At 66.4% G+C, this 12,557-nt stretch carries 15 protein-coding genes; 4 read left to right on the top strand and 11 right to left on the bottom strand.

Translation table 11 applies throughout. The annotated features are described in order from the left end of the window. Position 1: 1 nt before the first annotated feature. Positions 2-1,117 (bottom strand): flagellar basal body P-ring protein FlgI, encoded by a 1,116-nt coding sequence (locus ACYX4P_RS14155; protein ID WP_248118979.1) that lies wholly within the window; start codon positions 1,115-1,117, stop codon positions 2-4. Positions 1,118-1,301: 184 nt separating this feature from the next. Here ACYX4P_RS14155 and ACYX4P_RS14150 point away from each other — a divergent pair, with 184 nt between their 5' ends. Both ACYX4P_RS14150 and dksA read left to right on the top strand, forming a co-directional pair. Beyond that, a complete protein-coding gene (locus ACYX4P_RS14150) occupies positions 1,302-1,727 on the top strand; it encodes a flagellar assembly protein FliX (RefSeq protein WP_248118980.1) in 426 nt (141 codons plus the stop codon). Between the two features lie 179 nt (positions 1,728-1,906). Next, positions 1,907-2,341, top strand: coding sequence for an RNA polymerase-binding protein DksA (gene dksA, locus ACYX4P_RS14145; protein WP_248118981.1), 435 nt, complete (start codon positions 1,907-1,909; stop codon positions 2,339-2,341). Between the two features lie 25 nt (positions 2,342-2,366). Here the strand turns inward: dksA and ACYX4P_RS14140 are convergent, their stop codons facing one another. Together ACYX4P_RS14140 and ACYX4P_RS14135 are read right to left on the bottom strand one after the other, a co-directional pair. Continuing rightward, on the bottom strand, positions 2,367-2,762 hold the full coding sequence (locus ACYX4P_RS14140; protein ID WP_292048059.1) for a type II toxin-antitoxin system VapC family toxin: 396 nt from the start codon (positions 2,760-2,762) through the stop codon (positions 2,367-2,369). After that, the gene (locus ACYX4P_RS14135) at positions 2,759-3,022 is read right to left on the bottom strand and encodes a type II toxin-antitoxin system VapB family antitoxin (RefSeq protein ID WP_248118983.1); all 264 of its coding nucleotides are present in this window, start codon (positions 3,020-3,022) and stop codon (positions 2,759-2,761) included. The genes ACYX4P_RS14140 and ACYX4P_RS14135 overlap by 4 nt, the downstream gene beginning before the upstream one ends. Positions 3,023-3,126: 104 nt before the next feature. Here ACYX4P_RS14135 and gltX point away from each other — a divergent pair, with 104 nt between their 5' ends. Then, on the top strand, positions 3,127-4,461 hold the full coding sequence (gene gltX, locus ACYX4P_RS14130) for a glutamate--tRNA ligase (protein ID WP_248118984.1): 1,335 nt from the start codon (positions 3,127-3,129) through the stop codon (positions 4,459-4,461). Between the two features lie 22 nt (positions 4,462-4,483). On the opposite strand, the gene ACYX4P_RS14125 is transcribed toward gltX, so the two are convergent. Next, positions 4,484-4,777: a DUF8200 family protein gene (locus ACYX4P_RS14125; protein WP_248118985.1), complete on the bottom strand. Its 294-nt coding sequence runs from the start codon at positions 4,775-4,777 to the stop codon at positions 4,484-4,486. A gap of 105 nt (positions 4,778-4,882) precedes the next feature. Next, positions 4,883-5,488: an LOG family protein gene (locus tag ACYX4P_RS14120; RefSeq protein ID WP_248118986.1), complete on the bottom strand. Its 606-nt coding sequence runs from the start codon at positions 5,486-5,488 to the stop codon at positions 4,883-4,885. A gap of 111 nt (positions 5,489-5,599) precedes the next feature. Here ACYX4P_RS14120 and ACYX4P_RS14115 point away from each other — a divergent pair, with 111 nt between their 5' ends. Beyond that, on the top strand, positions 5,600-6,349 hold the full coding sequence (locus tag ACYX4P_RS14115) for a hypothetical protein (protein WP_248118987.1): 750 nt from the start codon (positions 5,600-5,602) through the stop codon (positions 6,347-6,349). 67 nt (positions 6,350-6,416) lie between these two features. On the opposite strand, the gene mnhG is transcribed toward ACYX4P_RS14115, so the two are convergent. Genes mnhG through ACYX4P_RS14085 form a run of 6 tightly spaced genes read right to left on the bottom strand, consistent with a single transcriptional unit; the run spans position 6,417 to position 12,384 of the window. After that, positions 6,417-6,773, bottom strand: a complete 357-nt coding sequence (gene mnhG, locus ACYX4P_RS14110) for a monovalent cation/H(+) antiporter subunit G (RefSeq protein WP_248118988.1) — start codon at positions 6,771-6,773, stop codon at positions 6,417-6,419. Beyond that, positions 6,770-7,051, bottom strand: coding sequence for a K+/H+ antiporter subunit F (locus ACYX4P_RS14105; protein ID WP_248118989.1), 282 nt, complete (start codon positions 7,049-7,051; stop codon positions 6,770-6,772). Before ACYX4P_RS14105 ends, mnhG begins: the two co-directional genes overlap by 4 nt. Beyond that, positions 7,048-7,536, bottom strand: coding sequence for a Na+/H+ antiporter subunit E (locus ACYX4P_RS14100; RefSeq protein WP_248118990.1), 489 nt, complete (start codon positions 7,534-7,536; stop codon positions 7,048-7,050). The genes ACYX4P_RS14105 and ACYX4P_RS14100 overlap by 4 nt, the downstream gene beginning before the upstream one ends. Then, positions 7,533-9,128 carry a monovalent cation/H+ antiporter subunit D gene (locus ACYX4P_RS14095; RefSeq protein WP_248118991.1) on the bottom strand — a complete coding sequence of 532 codons (1,596 nt, stop codon included), beginning with the start codon at positions 9,126-9,128 and terminating at the stop codon, positions 7,533-7,535. Before ACYX4P_RS14095 ends, ACYX4P_RS14100 begins: the two co-directional genes overlap by 4 nt. Beyond that, the gene (locus ACYX4P_RS14090) at positions 9,125-9,469 is read right to left on the bottom strand and encodes a Na+/H+ antiporter subunit C (protein ID WP_282438884.1); all 345 of its coding nucleotides are present in this window, start codon (positions 9,467-9,469) and stop codon (positions 9,125-9,127) included. The genes ACYX4P_RS14095 and ACYX4P_RS14090 overlap by 4 nt, the downstream gene beginning before the upstream one ends. Beyond that, a complete protein-coding gene (locus tag ACYX4P_RS14085) occupies positions 9,466-12,384 on the bottom strand; it encodes a monovalent cation/H+ antiporter subunit A (RefSeq protein WP_248118992.1) in 2,919 nt (972 codons plus the stop codon). The genes ACYX4P_RS14090 and ACYX4P_RS14085 overlap by 4 nt, the downstream gene beginning before the upstream one ends. Positions 12,385-12,557 lie beyond the last annotated feature (173 nt).

The raw sequence follows: 12,557 nt of genomic DNA, 5'->3' as shown, positions 1-12,557 counted from the left end.
GTCACATCACCTCGATATCGGCTTGCAGGGCGCCGGCGGCCTTGATGGCCTGCAGGATGCTGATCATGTCGCGCGGGCTGACGCCCAGGGCGTTCAGGCCGTTGACCAGGGTGGACAGGTTGGCCCCTCCGCCGACCAGACGCATCTGGGTGCCCAGTTCCTCCTCGACATTGACCTGGCTTGAGGGGACGACGGCGGTCTGGCCCTGGCTGAAGGGTGCGGGCTGGCTGACGATAGGTTGTTCGTCCACCGATATGGTCAGATTGCCTTGGGCGATGGCCACGCGAGAGATACGCACGGCGTCGCCCATGACGATGACCCCATTGACCTCGTCGATGATGACCTTGGCCGGTGTGTCGACGCTGACCGGCAGGTTCTCGATGCGGCTGATGAAGCCCGCCATGCCCAGCTGGGCCGGCGCGCGCAGGGCGACCACAGTGCCGTTTTCGGCCAGGGCCGCGCCCGGATAGGCGGCGTTGACGACGGCGGCGACGCGCTGGGCGGTGGTGAAGTCAGGGTTGCGCAGGTTCAGTCGCACCTCGTTCATGTTCGCCATCTGGAAGCCGGTCTCGCGTTCGACCAGGGCGCCCGAGGCGATGCGGCCGGCGGTCGGCACCCCGCGCGTGACCGACGAGCCCGATCCGCCCGAGGCCGAGACGGCGCCGGTCTGAACCGACCCTTGCGCCACCGCATAGACCTGACCATCGGCGCCCTGAAGGCTGGTCACGACCAGCGAGCCGCCCAGCAGGCTTTTCGCGTCGCACATGGAGGCGACCGACACGTCGATGCGCGAACCGGGTGTGGCGAAGGCCGGCAGGTCGGCCGTCACCATCACGGCGGCCATGTTCTTGGTGTTGGCGTTGGAGCCGCGAATATTGACGCCCAGCCGTTCGGTCATGCCTTCCAGAGACTGACGGGTGAAGGGGCAGTTGCGAAGGCTGTCGCCCGTGCCGTTCAGGCCCATGACCATGCCGTAGCCGACCAACTGGTTGCCGCGCACGCCCTCGACGGCGGCGATGTCCTTGATGCGCGACTGCATCTGGGCCAGGGCCGGACCGGCCGAAACCGTCAGGGCGGCGACGGCGCAGGCGGCAAGGCGGGCAAGCAGATTTTGCATCGGTCGAACGTCCACGCGGCTTTACGTCCCCCGTTCATGCCAGGATCGTGCCGTACGATTAACCCAGGGAAATCAACGTGCGGCTTCGCTAGAACGATGAACAGACGGCAGGATTTGCCGGGGCGTTAACTAAACAGTCATCGCGGGGCGCCATCCATGATCCCATGATGCGGAGCGCGTGGGCATGAAGGTTGTCGGGCCAAACGGCGTCAGCACGCCGACCAGCACGCGCGCGACGCGATCCGCCAGCGGCTTTTCGCTGGGCCAAGCGGCCTCTGCCCCAGCGCCGACGGCCGCGACGGCCAGCGCCGCCGCGAGCGGCGTGTCGGACGTCTCGGCCCTGATGGCATTGCAGGGGATAGAGGGGCCGCTGGAGCGTCGGCGTCGCGCCATCCGTCGCGGCGGCGGCCTATTGGATCGTCTGGACGAACTGAAACTGGCGCTTCTCAATGGTGATGCGGACGAGGCCTCGCTGGATCGACTGGCGCGCAGTCTGCGCGAGGAACGGGCGGATGACGGTGATCCGGGCCTGAACGCCGTGCTGGACCAGATCGACCTGCGCGCCTCGGTCGAATTGGCAAAGGCGGAAATGCGCCGTCCGCGCGGCTGACGCCGAAAAATCCACAGATGTCAGACGGCTAAGCTTGAAGGGTGAGTGACATTTGTCACTCTGGCGAGGTCGTTCGCCTTATTTGCATCACGGAATCGAGAACCGCGTTGCCGCGACTCGTCAGGCTGACTATACGGCCATCTGCGCCACAGGGGGGCGTGTTAGAGAGCGTGAGATCGATGAACGCTTTGGCGTCCGTTGTGACCGACGAATCCGGCCCATACCGCCCGTCCGACGACGAGCCGTTCATGAACGAACGGCAGCAGGCCTATTTCAAGAAGAAGCTGCTGGACTGGAAGGAGGACATCCTTCGCGAGTCCAAGGGCACGGTGGTCAATCTGAAGGCCGAGACCGAGAACCACCCCGATCTGGTGGACCGGGCCTCGTCCGAATCCGACCGCGCGCTGGAGTTGCGCACCCGTGACCGCCAGCGAAAGTTGATCTCCAAGATCGACGACGCTCTGCGCCGGATCGAGGACGGTTCCTACGGCTATTGCGAGGACACGGGCGAGCCCATCGGCCTGGGTCGTCTGGAAGCCCGTCCCACCGCAACCCTGTCGGTCGAGGCCCAGGAACGGCACGAGCGCCGCGAGCGCGTTCACCGCGACGACTGATCGTCGGCCTGACTGCTCGGCCCGATCAGTCGGACAGGGCGGGCGTCAGATCCGTTCGGCCGAAATCGTCGCCCTTGAACAGCAATGGGGCGTCGCTTTCCTTGGCCAGGGCGTAGGCGAAACAGTCGCCGAGATTGAGTTTGGCGGCCGTTCGCTTGCCGAAGTCTCGTTCAGCGCTTGCAGCCAAGGATGCCGTTCGCGAGGTGGCTGGGGCGATCCGTATGCCCAGCTTAGCGATCACGAGATCCAAATCTACTACACCGGGCTCGCCGCGTAGCGACCTAAGACGGGTCGCAGCTTCCCAATAGCCGACAGGAGACAAGACTAAGTCTTTTTCGCGCGCCATCATCCGACGGAACACCATGCTTTCCGGCTCTTGGAGAAGCACCGCAACCAAGGCGGAGGCATCCACAACGATCATTTGGGCAGGCCGTCTTCATCGTAGAGGTCATCGTCGGTAAGCAAGGGGCCGATGATCGGCAGGCTGTTGAAATGCGCCACGATTTCTTCGACGGCTGCGAGCTTGGCCTCGATCTCGGCCTCGCGTCGGGCAATCAGGCGCTCGTCGCGCTCCCTGACCATGTCTTCGACCAAGTCGGTAATGGACCTGCCTTCCAGGCGCGCTATTTCGCGCAACCGCTCCACGACCTCTGGCTTTCTGATCTGTACAGGTGCGTTCATGATTGGTCGGAATCTATCATGACGACGGCCGCAATCCAACCCGCGCCTTGACTTCTCCCGGTTGCGGCGCGACCTAGCCGCCTCGCTTTCAAGGTCGTCTTCCCATGTCCGTCAAGGTTCGTTTCGCCCCGTCGCCCACGGGAAAGCTGCACGTCGGCAATGTCCGCACCGCCTTGGTGAACTGGCTGTTCGCCAAGGGGCAGGGCGGGTCGTTCGTGCTGCGTATCGACGACACCGACCTGGCTCGCTCTACGCCGGAGTTCGAACAGGGGATCGAGGACGATCTGACCTGGCTGGGCATGCTGTGGGACGAGCGGTACAACCAGTCCAAGCGGTTCGACCGATACGAGGAGGCGGCGGAACGGCTGAAGGCTTCCGGCCGGCTGTATCCCGCCTATGAGACGGCCGACGAACTGGACCGTCGTCGCAAGGTGCAGTTGTCGCGCGGTCTGCCGCCGATCTACGACCGCGCCGCGCTGGACCTGACCGACGACCAGAAGGCCGCCTACGAGGCCGAAGGCCGGCGTCCGCACTGGCGTTTCAAGCTGGAAGGCAAGCGCGTATCCTGGGAAGACCTGGCGCGCGGCCATGCCGAGGTGGACACCGCCTCCATGTCCGACCCCGTGCTGATCCGCGAGGACGGCCTGTTCCTCTACACCCTGCCGTCGGTTGTGGACGACATCGACATGGCCATCACCCACATCATTCGGGGCGAGGATCACGTCACCAACACCGGCGCCCAGATCGAGATATTCGAGGCGCTTGGGGCGGGTGTCCCCGGCTTCGCCCATATGCCGCTGCTGGTCGGTGCGGATGGCGCCGCCCTGTCCAAGCGTCTGGGATCGCTGTCGATCAGCGACATGCGCGACCAGGGCTATGAGCCTATCGCCATCACCAGCCACCTGGGTCGGATCGGCACGTCAGATCCGCTGGAGGTCGGCGCATCGATCGAGGCGCTGGGCGCGGGCTTCGCCTTCTCCAAGATGGGCCGTTCGCCGGCGCGCTACGACACGGCGGATCTGGACCGCCTGAACGCCCAGGCGCTGCACGTCATGGATTACGACACGGCCAAGCCTCGGCTTCAGGCGCTGGGCGTGGACCTTGGCGAGACATTCTGGTCCGTGGTGCGAGGCAATCTGAATAAGTTCGGCGACGTCGTTGAAATGGCGAGAATCGTTCAGGGGCCGATCCAGCCGGTCATCGAGGATGCGGGCTTCATCGACGCGGCCGCTGGTCTGCTGCCGGACGTGATCGACGAAACGGCCTGGTCGACCTGGACCAATGCGGTGAAGACCGAAACCGGCGCCAAAGGCAAGGCGCTGTTCATGCCGCTGCGTCTGGCGCTGACGGGACAGGCGCACGGGCCGGACATGGCGGGCTTGGCCCCCCTGATCGGTCGCGAGACCATCCAACGGCGCCTGAGAGGCGAGGCGGCCTAAGCCGCCTCAGGCCGCCCCGACATCAGGCGTTGCAGACGGCCAACTCATCGGCGCTGAGGGCGACGCCCTTGTAGGAGAAGGCGGTCACGGGACCGAACTTCTGCACCACGCGGCGGCAGGCGCGCGTCGCGGGCTGTTCCGTGCCGCCCGAGGCGATGCAGGCCGCGCCTTCGCAGGACCAGCGCGCGCCGTCGATGATGGTGGCGCGTGCGGGGGCCTTGGCCGCGTCGGCCAGGGTCAGGCTGGTGGCGGCCGGGGGCTGGGCCATGGCCGGAGCGGCGGCGAAAAGGGCGGCGGCGATAAGCAGGGCGCGCATGAGAAACTGTCCGATAAGAAGAACGGCGTCGTGCCGCCGCGCCCCAATGTCAGTTTCGGATAAAAACTGTCAATACGTATAGGCGCGAATGTAAGCGGCGATCACTTACCGGCGATCATGTTTCTGAGGCTGGGCAGCTTCGGGCGACTGGATCAGCCGCATTGCCTCCTCCACCGTATCGGCGACGGTCCAGGCGTCCAGGAAGGACGGCGGGGTCATGCCCTCGTCCACACTGTGGCGCATCAGGGCGAAGAAGCCGTCCCAGAAGCCGTTCAGGTTCAGAAAGACGACCGGCTTGTGATGCAGGTCCAGCCGCTTCCATGACAGCAGTTCGACCACCTCTTCCAGCGTGCCGATGCCGCCGGGCGCCACGACGAAGGCGTCGGATTGATCGTACATCAATTGCTTGCGCTCGTGCATCGAGGTGACGACGACGGTTTCGACTTCGTCGAACAGGCGTTCGCGGCTGCGCAGGAAGGCCGGCATGATGCCGACGACCCTGCCGCCCGCCTCGTGCGCACCGCGCGCAGACGCGCCCATCAGACCGACGCCGCCGCCGCCATAGACCAACCGCCAGCCCGCCTGAGCGGTCGCCCGGCCAAAGGCGTAGGCCGCCTCGGTATAGGCGGGATCAGCGGTCTCGGAGGCGCCGCAGAACAGGCAGACGGAAGAGCCGTGGAAGGGCAGAAACGAAACGGGGGGCAGGGACATGGGGCCTCTAACAAAACGAATGCCGGCCTGGCCCATGGCCAAACCGGCGGCGCTCGCGCTAACACCAGCGCGAGCCGCTGGGTCGCCAGTCCTATATCGTCGAGGCCAAGGATGAAACGTCGGATCAACGTAACGATCGTCGCGGGCCTTGCCGCGTCGGGTCTGGTGCTGTCGGCGTGTTCGCGCAGCGATGGCGGGGTGGCCGGACCGGCCGGTGCGGAGAAGGCTTCCCCTTGGGTGCGGCCCCCCATGATCGACGGGGTGATGCGCGACGGCGCCGTGCTGATCGTGCGCGGCGCGGCCGACCCCAACGCCCGCGTGGTGTTGCGGGCGCCGGATGTGGCGGCGGTGGCGGTCAACGCCGATGCGGCGGGGCGTTTCGAACTCAGACTGCCGCCGCTGCAGGGCGACGTGCGCCTGACGCCGGAGGTCCAGGTAGGCGAGGACGCCGCCATCTCGCCCGAGACGCTGGTGGTTATCCAGGGCGGGGCAGGGCCGGTCGCCCTGATCGCCGCAGGCCAACCGACCCTCAGATTGGATGGATCAGGCGTGTTGAATGCGGTCGATTCGGACGGCTCGACCCTGGTTGTCTCGGGGCCGGCCGGGCCCAAGGCGCCGGTTGTCGCCATCGGCGGCGCGGAAACCAACGCCGCCCCGGCCCCGCGAGGGCAATGGCGGGCCATGGTCGGCCGAGCGGCGGCCGCCGCCATCACCGTAGACGGTCAGACCTTCGACTATCCGGGCGACGCGGGGGGCGGGGGCTTCGCCATCTCGCGGGCGGGGCAGGGATGGCGTATCGTATGGCCCGTAGCGCCGGACGGACATCAAAGCGCCTGGCTGCCGGATCGAGCAGGGCGTTAAGGCTTGGGAAACCAATTCGGTTAACGAATGGGGCTCGTCCTCAGGGACGCCATCACCGAACCTTGTTTCAGCCCGGCAGCCCCCTGTCGGGCTTCTTTTTACCTTCGCCGTTTTCGGTGCGGTCGCGGAACAGGGCGGCGCGGGCCAGCAGGATCAGCGTCACCGGCGTGGTCACCGTCAGGAACAGGCCGATCAGGAGTTCCCGCGGCATGAACCGCCGCTCGGCCGTCGTGAACCAGACGATGGACGCCAGAAGGATCAACGCCATTCCCAGTGTCGCGCCCAGGGTGGGGGCGTGGACCCGCTCGTAAAAAGTCTTCAACCGCGTCAGACCAACCGCGCCCAGCAGCGACAGGGTCGATCCAGAGAGCGCCAGACCGACGACGACGAATGCGGCCCATGCAGGGACGTCAGCCTGGATCATTCGATCACCTCGCCGCGCATCAGGAACTTGGCCAGGGCCACGGTGGCGGCGAACCCCAGCATGCCGATGACCAGGGCGGCCTCGAAATAGAGCTGGCTGCTTGTGCGGATGCCGAACACCACGACCAGAAGCATGCCGTTCAGATAAAGAGTGTCCATGCCCAAGACGCGATCCTGGGCGCGCGGGCCGTGGATGATCCGCCACGCCGCCAGGCCCATGGCGCAGACCAGCATCAACTGGGCCAGACCCAGGCCCCAGGTCAGCACCGCCGCCGTCATTCGAAGATCTCCATCAGTCGGCGCTCGTAGCGGTCCTTGATCAGCCGCACCCATGTTTCCTCGTCCACCAGGTCCAGCACATGCAGCAGCAGGCGGCCCGTGGCGGCTTCATACTCGACCCACAGGGTGCCGGGCGTCGAGGTGATGATGATGGCCAGCACCGCCAGGCCGTATCGGTCGCGCAAATCCAGCGGAATATGGATGAAGCCGGACGTGCGCTCATGCCGCCTGCGCCCCAGGATGATCTGCGACACCGCCCAGTTGGAACGCACCACATCGCCGATGACATCGACGGCCAGGCGGATCATGGCGCGTGGCGACTTCAGCCGCACGCGATCCACGCCCAGCGCCAGCATAACGATCGGCGCCAGCAGGGCCAGCAGCAGCGCCAGCACGAGGGACGGCGGCGCGACCGAGGCGCTGAGCAGGATCGAGGCGACGAAAAGGCCCAGCGACAGGATAGGGTAGGGCAGGATGCGTCTCATCGGCCGCCTCCGCCCATGACAGCGTGGATATAGCCCTTCGGTTCGGCCAGCCAGGCGGCGGTATGGTCGGTGTAGATCAGGGCGGACCCCGCGAAGACCGCCAACAGAACACAGGCGCCCAGCAGGCCGGCGACGGCCGTCAGTTCCGCCGCGCCCACCACCGGCGCCGGCGCATCCTCTTCGCGGGTCCAGATGGCTCCGACGCCCAGGCGTGTCAGACCGATCAGGGCGCCCAGGCTGGAAATGGACAACACCGCCGTTAGCGTCCATTGCGCCGGTCCGCCGACACGCACGAGAGCGTCGATCATCGACAGCTTGCCGACGAAGCCCGCCAGGGGCGGCATGCCCGCCACCATCAGGGTGCAGATCAGGAAGGCCCCGCCCAGGGCTGCCACCGCCGCCGGAATGACCAAGCCGGGCTCGTTGCGTTCCTCGTCGTCGAACGGATCGCGATATTCGTCGTCGAAGACGGCGCGGGCCTCGCCCACATCGGCCTCGCGCCCGCGCTGAAGAATCTCGGCCAGCAGGAAGAGGGCCGCGCAGGCCAGGGTCGATCCAATCAGATAGAAGAGCGCGCCGCTGAGGGCCGCCGTATCGCCGACGCCCAGGATCGCCAGCACGGTGCCGGAAGAGATCATCACGCCGAAGCCCGCGGCGCGCGACAGGTCACGCGAGGCGATCAGGCCGAAGGTGCCGAACGCGATGGTCGCCAGGCCGCCGGCCATCAGCCAGGTCAGGCCGAACCCGGCCGAGGCGCCGGCCCCCGCGCCGAACAGCAGCAGGCTGAGGCGGATGACCACATAGACCCCGACCTTGGACAAGATGGCGAAGACCGCCGCCGACGGCGCGCTGGCGGCCGAATAGGTCGAGGTCAGCCAGAAGCCCAAAGGCCACATGGCGCATTTGATCAGGAAGGCCGTGCCCAGCACCGCCGCCCCGATGTGGAACAGGCCCAGGTCGGCCGCCGCGATGGCCGGCACGCGCAGCGCCAGATCGGCCATGTTCAGCGTGCCTGTCACCCCGTAGATCAGGCTGACCCCGATCAAAAACAGCAGGGAGGCGGTTAGATTGACGGCGATATAGATCACGCCCGCCCGCACCCTGGCCTCGCCCGAACCATGCAGGGCCAGGCCGTACGACGCGGCCAGCATCACCTCGAAGAAGACGAACAGATTGAACAGGTCGCCGGTCAGAAGGGCGCCGTTCACACCCATGATCAGCAGCAGGAACAGGGCGTGGAAACGCGGCCCGGCCCGATCCCAACGCGCCAGAGCGAAGATCAGGGCGCAACCGCCCAGAACGCTGGTCAAGGCCACCATCATTGTTGATAGCCGATCGGCGACCAGAACGATGCCATAGGGCGCGGCCCAAGATCCCAGGCGATAGACCCGCGCCGTGTCGCCGCCGTCCAGGGCGCCGTTGGCGCTTTCGTGCAGCAGGATCAGGGCCATGACCAGTATGGCCGCCATGGCGGCGAGGCTAAGCACCGCCTTAAGAACGCGGCGGCGCTCGTCGATCAGCAGCATGGCCGAAGCGATGATCATCGGCAGGACGATGGGGCCGATGATCAGATGAGCGGTCCAGTCGGTCATGCGTCAGGCTCCTTGCCGTCGACATGGTCGCTGCCGGTGATGCCGCGCGCCGCCAGGATGACCACCAGGAACAGGGCCGTCAGGGCGAAACTGATGACGATGGCCGTCAGGACCAGCGCCTGGGGCGTCGGATCGGTATAGCGCGCAGGATCGGACACCTCGCCTGCCAGCACGGGCGGGGCGCCCGATTTCAGCCGCCCCATGGCGAAGATGAAGACGTTGACCGCATAGGACAGCAGCGACAGCCCCATGATGACCTGGAAGGTGCGTGGTCGCAGCAGCAGCCATACGCCCGATCCGGCCAGAACGCCGATGGCCAGGGCGAGAACCAGTTCCATCATGACGGCTCTCCCTCCTCGGCGTCTATCTGTTTCGGTTTGCGCAGCGATTGGTGCGCCAGGGCGACCAGGGTCAGGACGGTGGCGCCGACCACCAGCACCACGACGCCCAGGTCGAACACCACGGCGCTGGCCAGGGGGACGCGGCCCAGGATCGGCAACTCGGCATACTGGAACCAGGAGGTCAGGAACGGATAGCCGAACAGCCACGACCCGACGCCGCTGAGCGCCGCGATCACCAGGCCCGCGCCGATCCAGACGATCGGCCGGATCGCCAACCGCTCCTCCACCCAGCGCGCGCCGGAGGCCATATATTGCAGCACGAAGGCGATCGACAGCGCCACCCCGGCCGCGAACCCGCCGCCCGGCAGGTCATGGCCGCGCAGGAACAGGTGTACGGCCAGCAGAATGATGAAGGGGAACAGCCAGCGCATCACGACGCGCGGGATCAGCATGGTCTCCTTCAGCGTGTCGCCTTCGGAACGGTCTTGCCGATCCCTGTCGGCCGCATTCTGAACCCGTTGCTGGCTGGGGCCCGACAGAGTGTCGTCGGCGGGACGGAACCGCCGCAGCAGCGCAAAGACCGTCAGGCCGACGACGCCCAGCACAGTGATCTCGCCGAAGGTGTCGAAGGCGCGGAAATCGACCAGGATCACGTTGACGATGTTGCGGCCGCCCGCGTCCTTGTAGGCGTGCTCAACGAAGAAGCGCGAAATTCCTTCCACCGACGGGCGCGTCATGACCGCATAGGCGATGGCGGCCAGCGCCGTTCCGACGGCTGCGGCGACGATCAGGTCGATACGGCGACGGCGACGCGAACGCTTCTCCATCGCCGGGGGCAGGCGGATGGTCTCCAGCCGCTTTGGCAACCAGCGCAGGCCCAGCAGCAGCAGGACGGTGGTGACGACCTCGACCAGCAATTGGGTCACGGCCAGGTCTGGCGCGGACAACCAGACGAAGGACAGACAACTGGCCAGACCGGCGCCGCCCATCAGCACGACGGCCGCCAGCCGGTGGTATTTGGCCTGCCAGGCCGCCGCGACGGCGCAACTGGCCCCGACCAACCACAGGCCCGCAAAGGCCCAGTTCGCCAGGGTCGGCGTCGGCATGATCGGCGTAATGATCAGCCCCGCGCCGATCGCGGACAGGCCCCCCGCCAGCAGGGCGACCAGAACGATGGCGCGCAACTGCGGCTGCTGGCGCGTGGCTCCGAACAGGCGGACAACCGCCGCCGAACCGTTGAACAGGCCGGTCATGCTACGTTCGAACAGCCAGCCGCCATTCAGCCGCTTCCAGCCCCACGGTCCGCCGCGCGGATTGGCGTTGATGCGGCCGCCGAACGCCACATACAGAGCCACCCCGCCGCCCAGGGCGATCAAACTCAGCACCAGCGGCAGGTTGAAGCCGTGCCACAGAGCCAGACTGTAATAGGGCAGGTCAAAGCCGAGGACCGAGACCGCCGCGCTTTTCAGGAACGGCCCGACGGTCACGGCTGGGAAGATGCCGACGACCAGGCACAAGGCCACAAGCACCTCGACCGGACGACGCATCCAGGCCGGCGGTTCGTGCGGGACGCGGTCCAGTTCGGTCGGCGGCGGGCCAAAGAAGGTCGTATGAATAAAACGCAGCGAATACAGAACGCTGAACGCACTAGCCAATGTGGCCAGGGCGGGCAGGACCAGGTTCAGGCCGTGGGTGTTCACGCTAGCCACCGCCTCCGCCAGGAACATCTCCTTCGACAGGAAGCCGTTCAGCAGAGGCACGCCCGCCATGGCCGCCGCCGCCACCATGGCCAGGGTCGCGGTGAAGGGCATGAAGCGGAAAAGGCCGCTCAGCTTCCTCATGTCGCGCGTGCCGGCTTCGTGGTCGATGATGCCGGCGGCCATGAAAAGGGACGCCTTGAAGGTGGCGTGGTTCACGGTGTGGAAGACGGCGGCGATACAGCCCAGCGGACTTCCCAGCCCCAGCAGCAGGACGATCAGGCCCAGATGGCTGATGGTCGAATAGGCCAACAGGCCCTTCAGATCGTGCTGGAAGATGGCGCACCAGGCGCCGAGCAACAGGGTCGCCAGACCCATGCCGCCGACGATCAGATACCAGCTCTCGGTTCCCGCAAAGACCGGCCAGAAACGGATCAGCAGGAAGACGCCCGCCTTCACCATGGTCGCCGAATGCAGATAGGCGCTGACCGGCGTGGGCGCCGCCATCGCGCGCGGCAGCCAGAAGTGGAAGGGGAACTGGGCGCTCTTGGTCATGGCGCCCGCCAGCAGCAGCAGCAGCGCGGGCATATACAGCGGACTGGCCTGGATCGCCTCTCGCGACGCCAGGACGACATCCAGATCATAGCTGCCGACGATCCGCCCGATCAGGATCATGCCGACCAGCATGGCGATTCCCCCCGTCGCCGTGACCGTCAGCGCCATGCGCGAGCCTTCGCGCGCCGCCGGATTCTGGTGCCAGTAGCCGATCAGCAGGAAGGAGAAGAGGCTGGTCATCTCCCAGAAAACGACCAACTGGATCAGGTTGCCGGACAGCACCACACCCTGCATCGCGCCCATGAAGGCCAGCAGGAAGGAGAAGAAGCGCGGCACCGGATCCTTCGGCGACATGTAATAGCGGGCGTAAAGCACCACCAAGGCGCCGATGCCCAGGATCAGGCTGCTGAACAGCCACGACAGGCCGTCCAGACGCAGCACCAGATTGACCCCCAGCGAGGGCAGCCAGGGAATCTCGAACTTCAGCGTCTCCCCATCCTGGAACATCGGCCACAGCGCCGCCAGACACCCCAGGCTGACCAGGGCCACGATCCAAGACAGGATGGCGGCGGCCGTGCGGGCGTGGCGCGGCAAGCCGGCCGCAGCGATCGCGCCCATGAAGGGCAGGATCAGGATGATCAGAAGGAGAAAGCTGATGGACATAGAGGCGGCGCGTCTCTCCGGGTGATCGCATGGGGCTTTGGCGAACGCTCAAGGTTCGCCAAGGTTCTCACCTACGGACCGAAAAGCAGCGCGTCAAAGCGACACCACAGCGCGGCGTGGCGGGGCATCAAGAGGCGTCGAGCCCACATCCGCCAGACAATGCGCGGCTTTGG

This window comes from Brevundimonas sp. ABV4_179 (genome assembly GCF_056311945.1).
The sequence above is the reverse complement of the archived record's forward strand: the minus strand, read 5'-3'. Positions and strand labels throughout refer to the sequence as shown.

Bases quoted from the DNA above. Each gene is read 5' to 3' on its own strand.
- ACYX4P_RS14140 (WP_292048059.1), bottom strand. From the start codon at position 2,762: ATGATCGTTGTGGATGCCTCCGCCTTGGTTGCGGTGCTTCTCCAAGAG.
- ACYX4P_RS14150 (WP_248118980.1), top strand. From the start codon at position 1,302: ATGAAGGTTGTCGGGCCAAACGGCGTCAGCACGCCGACCAGCACGCGC.
- ACYX4P_RS14095 (WP_248118991.1), bottom strand. From the start codon at position 9,128: ATGACCGACTGGACCGCTCATCTGATCATCGGCCCCATCGTCCTGCCG.
- ACYX4P_RS14155 (WP_248118979.1), bottom strand. From the start codon at position 1,117: ATGCAAAATCTGCTTGCCCGCCTTGCCGCCTGCGCCGTCGCCGCCCTG.
- ACYX4P_RS14105 (WP_248118989.1), bottom strand. From the start codon at position 7,051: ATGACGGCGGCGGTGCTGACCTGGGGCCTGGGTCTGGCCCAGTTGATG.
- dksA (WP_248118981.1), top strand. From the start codon at position 1,907: ATGAACGCTTTGGCGTCCGTTGTGACCGACGAATCCGGCCCATACCGC.
- ACYX4P_RS14100 (WP_248118990.1), bottom strand. From the start codon at position 7,536: ATGAGACGCATCCTGCCCTACCCTATCCTGTCGCTGGGCCTTTTCGTC.
- mnhG (WP_248118988.1), bottom strand. From the start codon at position 6,773: ATGATCCAGGCTGACGTCCCTGCATGGGCCGCATTCGTCGTCGTCGGT.
- gltX (WP_248118984.1), top strand. From the start codon at position 3,127: ATGTCCGTCAAGGTTCGTTTCGCCCCGTCGCCCACGGGAAAGCTGCAC.
- ACYX4P_RS14090 (WP_282438884.1), bottom strand. From the start codon at position 9,469: ATGATGGAACTGGTTCTCGCCCTGGCCATCGGCGTTCTGGCCGGATCG.
- ACYX4P_RS14115 (WP_248118987.1), top strand. From the start codon at position 5,600: ATGAAACGTCGGATCAACGTAACGATCGTCGCGGGCCTTGCCGCGTCG.
- ACYX4P_RS14125 (WP_248118985.1), bottom strand. From the start codon at position 4,777: ATGCGCGCCCTGCTTATCGCCGCCGCCCTTTTCGCCGCCGCTCCGGCC.
- ACYX4P_RS14085 (WP_248118992.1), bottom strand. From the start codon at position 12,384: ATGTCCATCAGCTTTCTCCTTCTGATCATCCTGATCCTGCCCTTCATG.
- ACYX4P_RS14135 (WP_248118983.1), bottom strand. From the start codon at position 3,022: ATGAACGCACCTGTACAGATCAGAAAGCCAGAGGTCGTGGAGCGGTTG.
- ACYX4P_RS14120 (WP_248118986.1), bottom strand. From the start codon at position 5,488: ATGTCCCTGCCCCCCGTTTCGTTTCTGCCCTTCCACGGCTCTTCCGTC.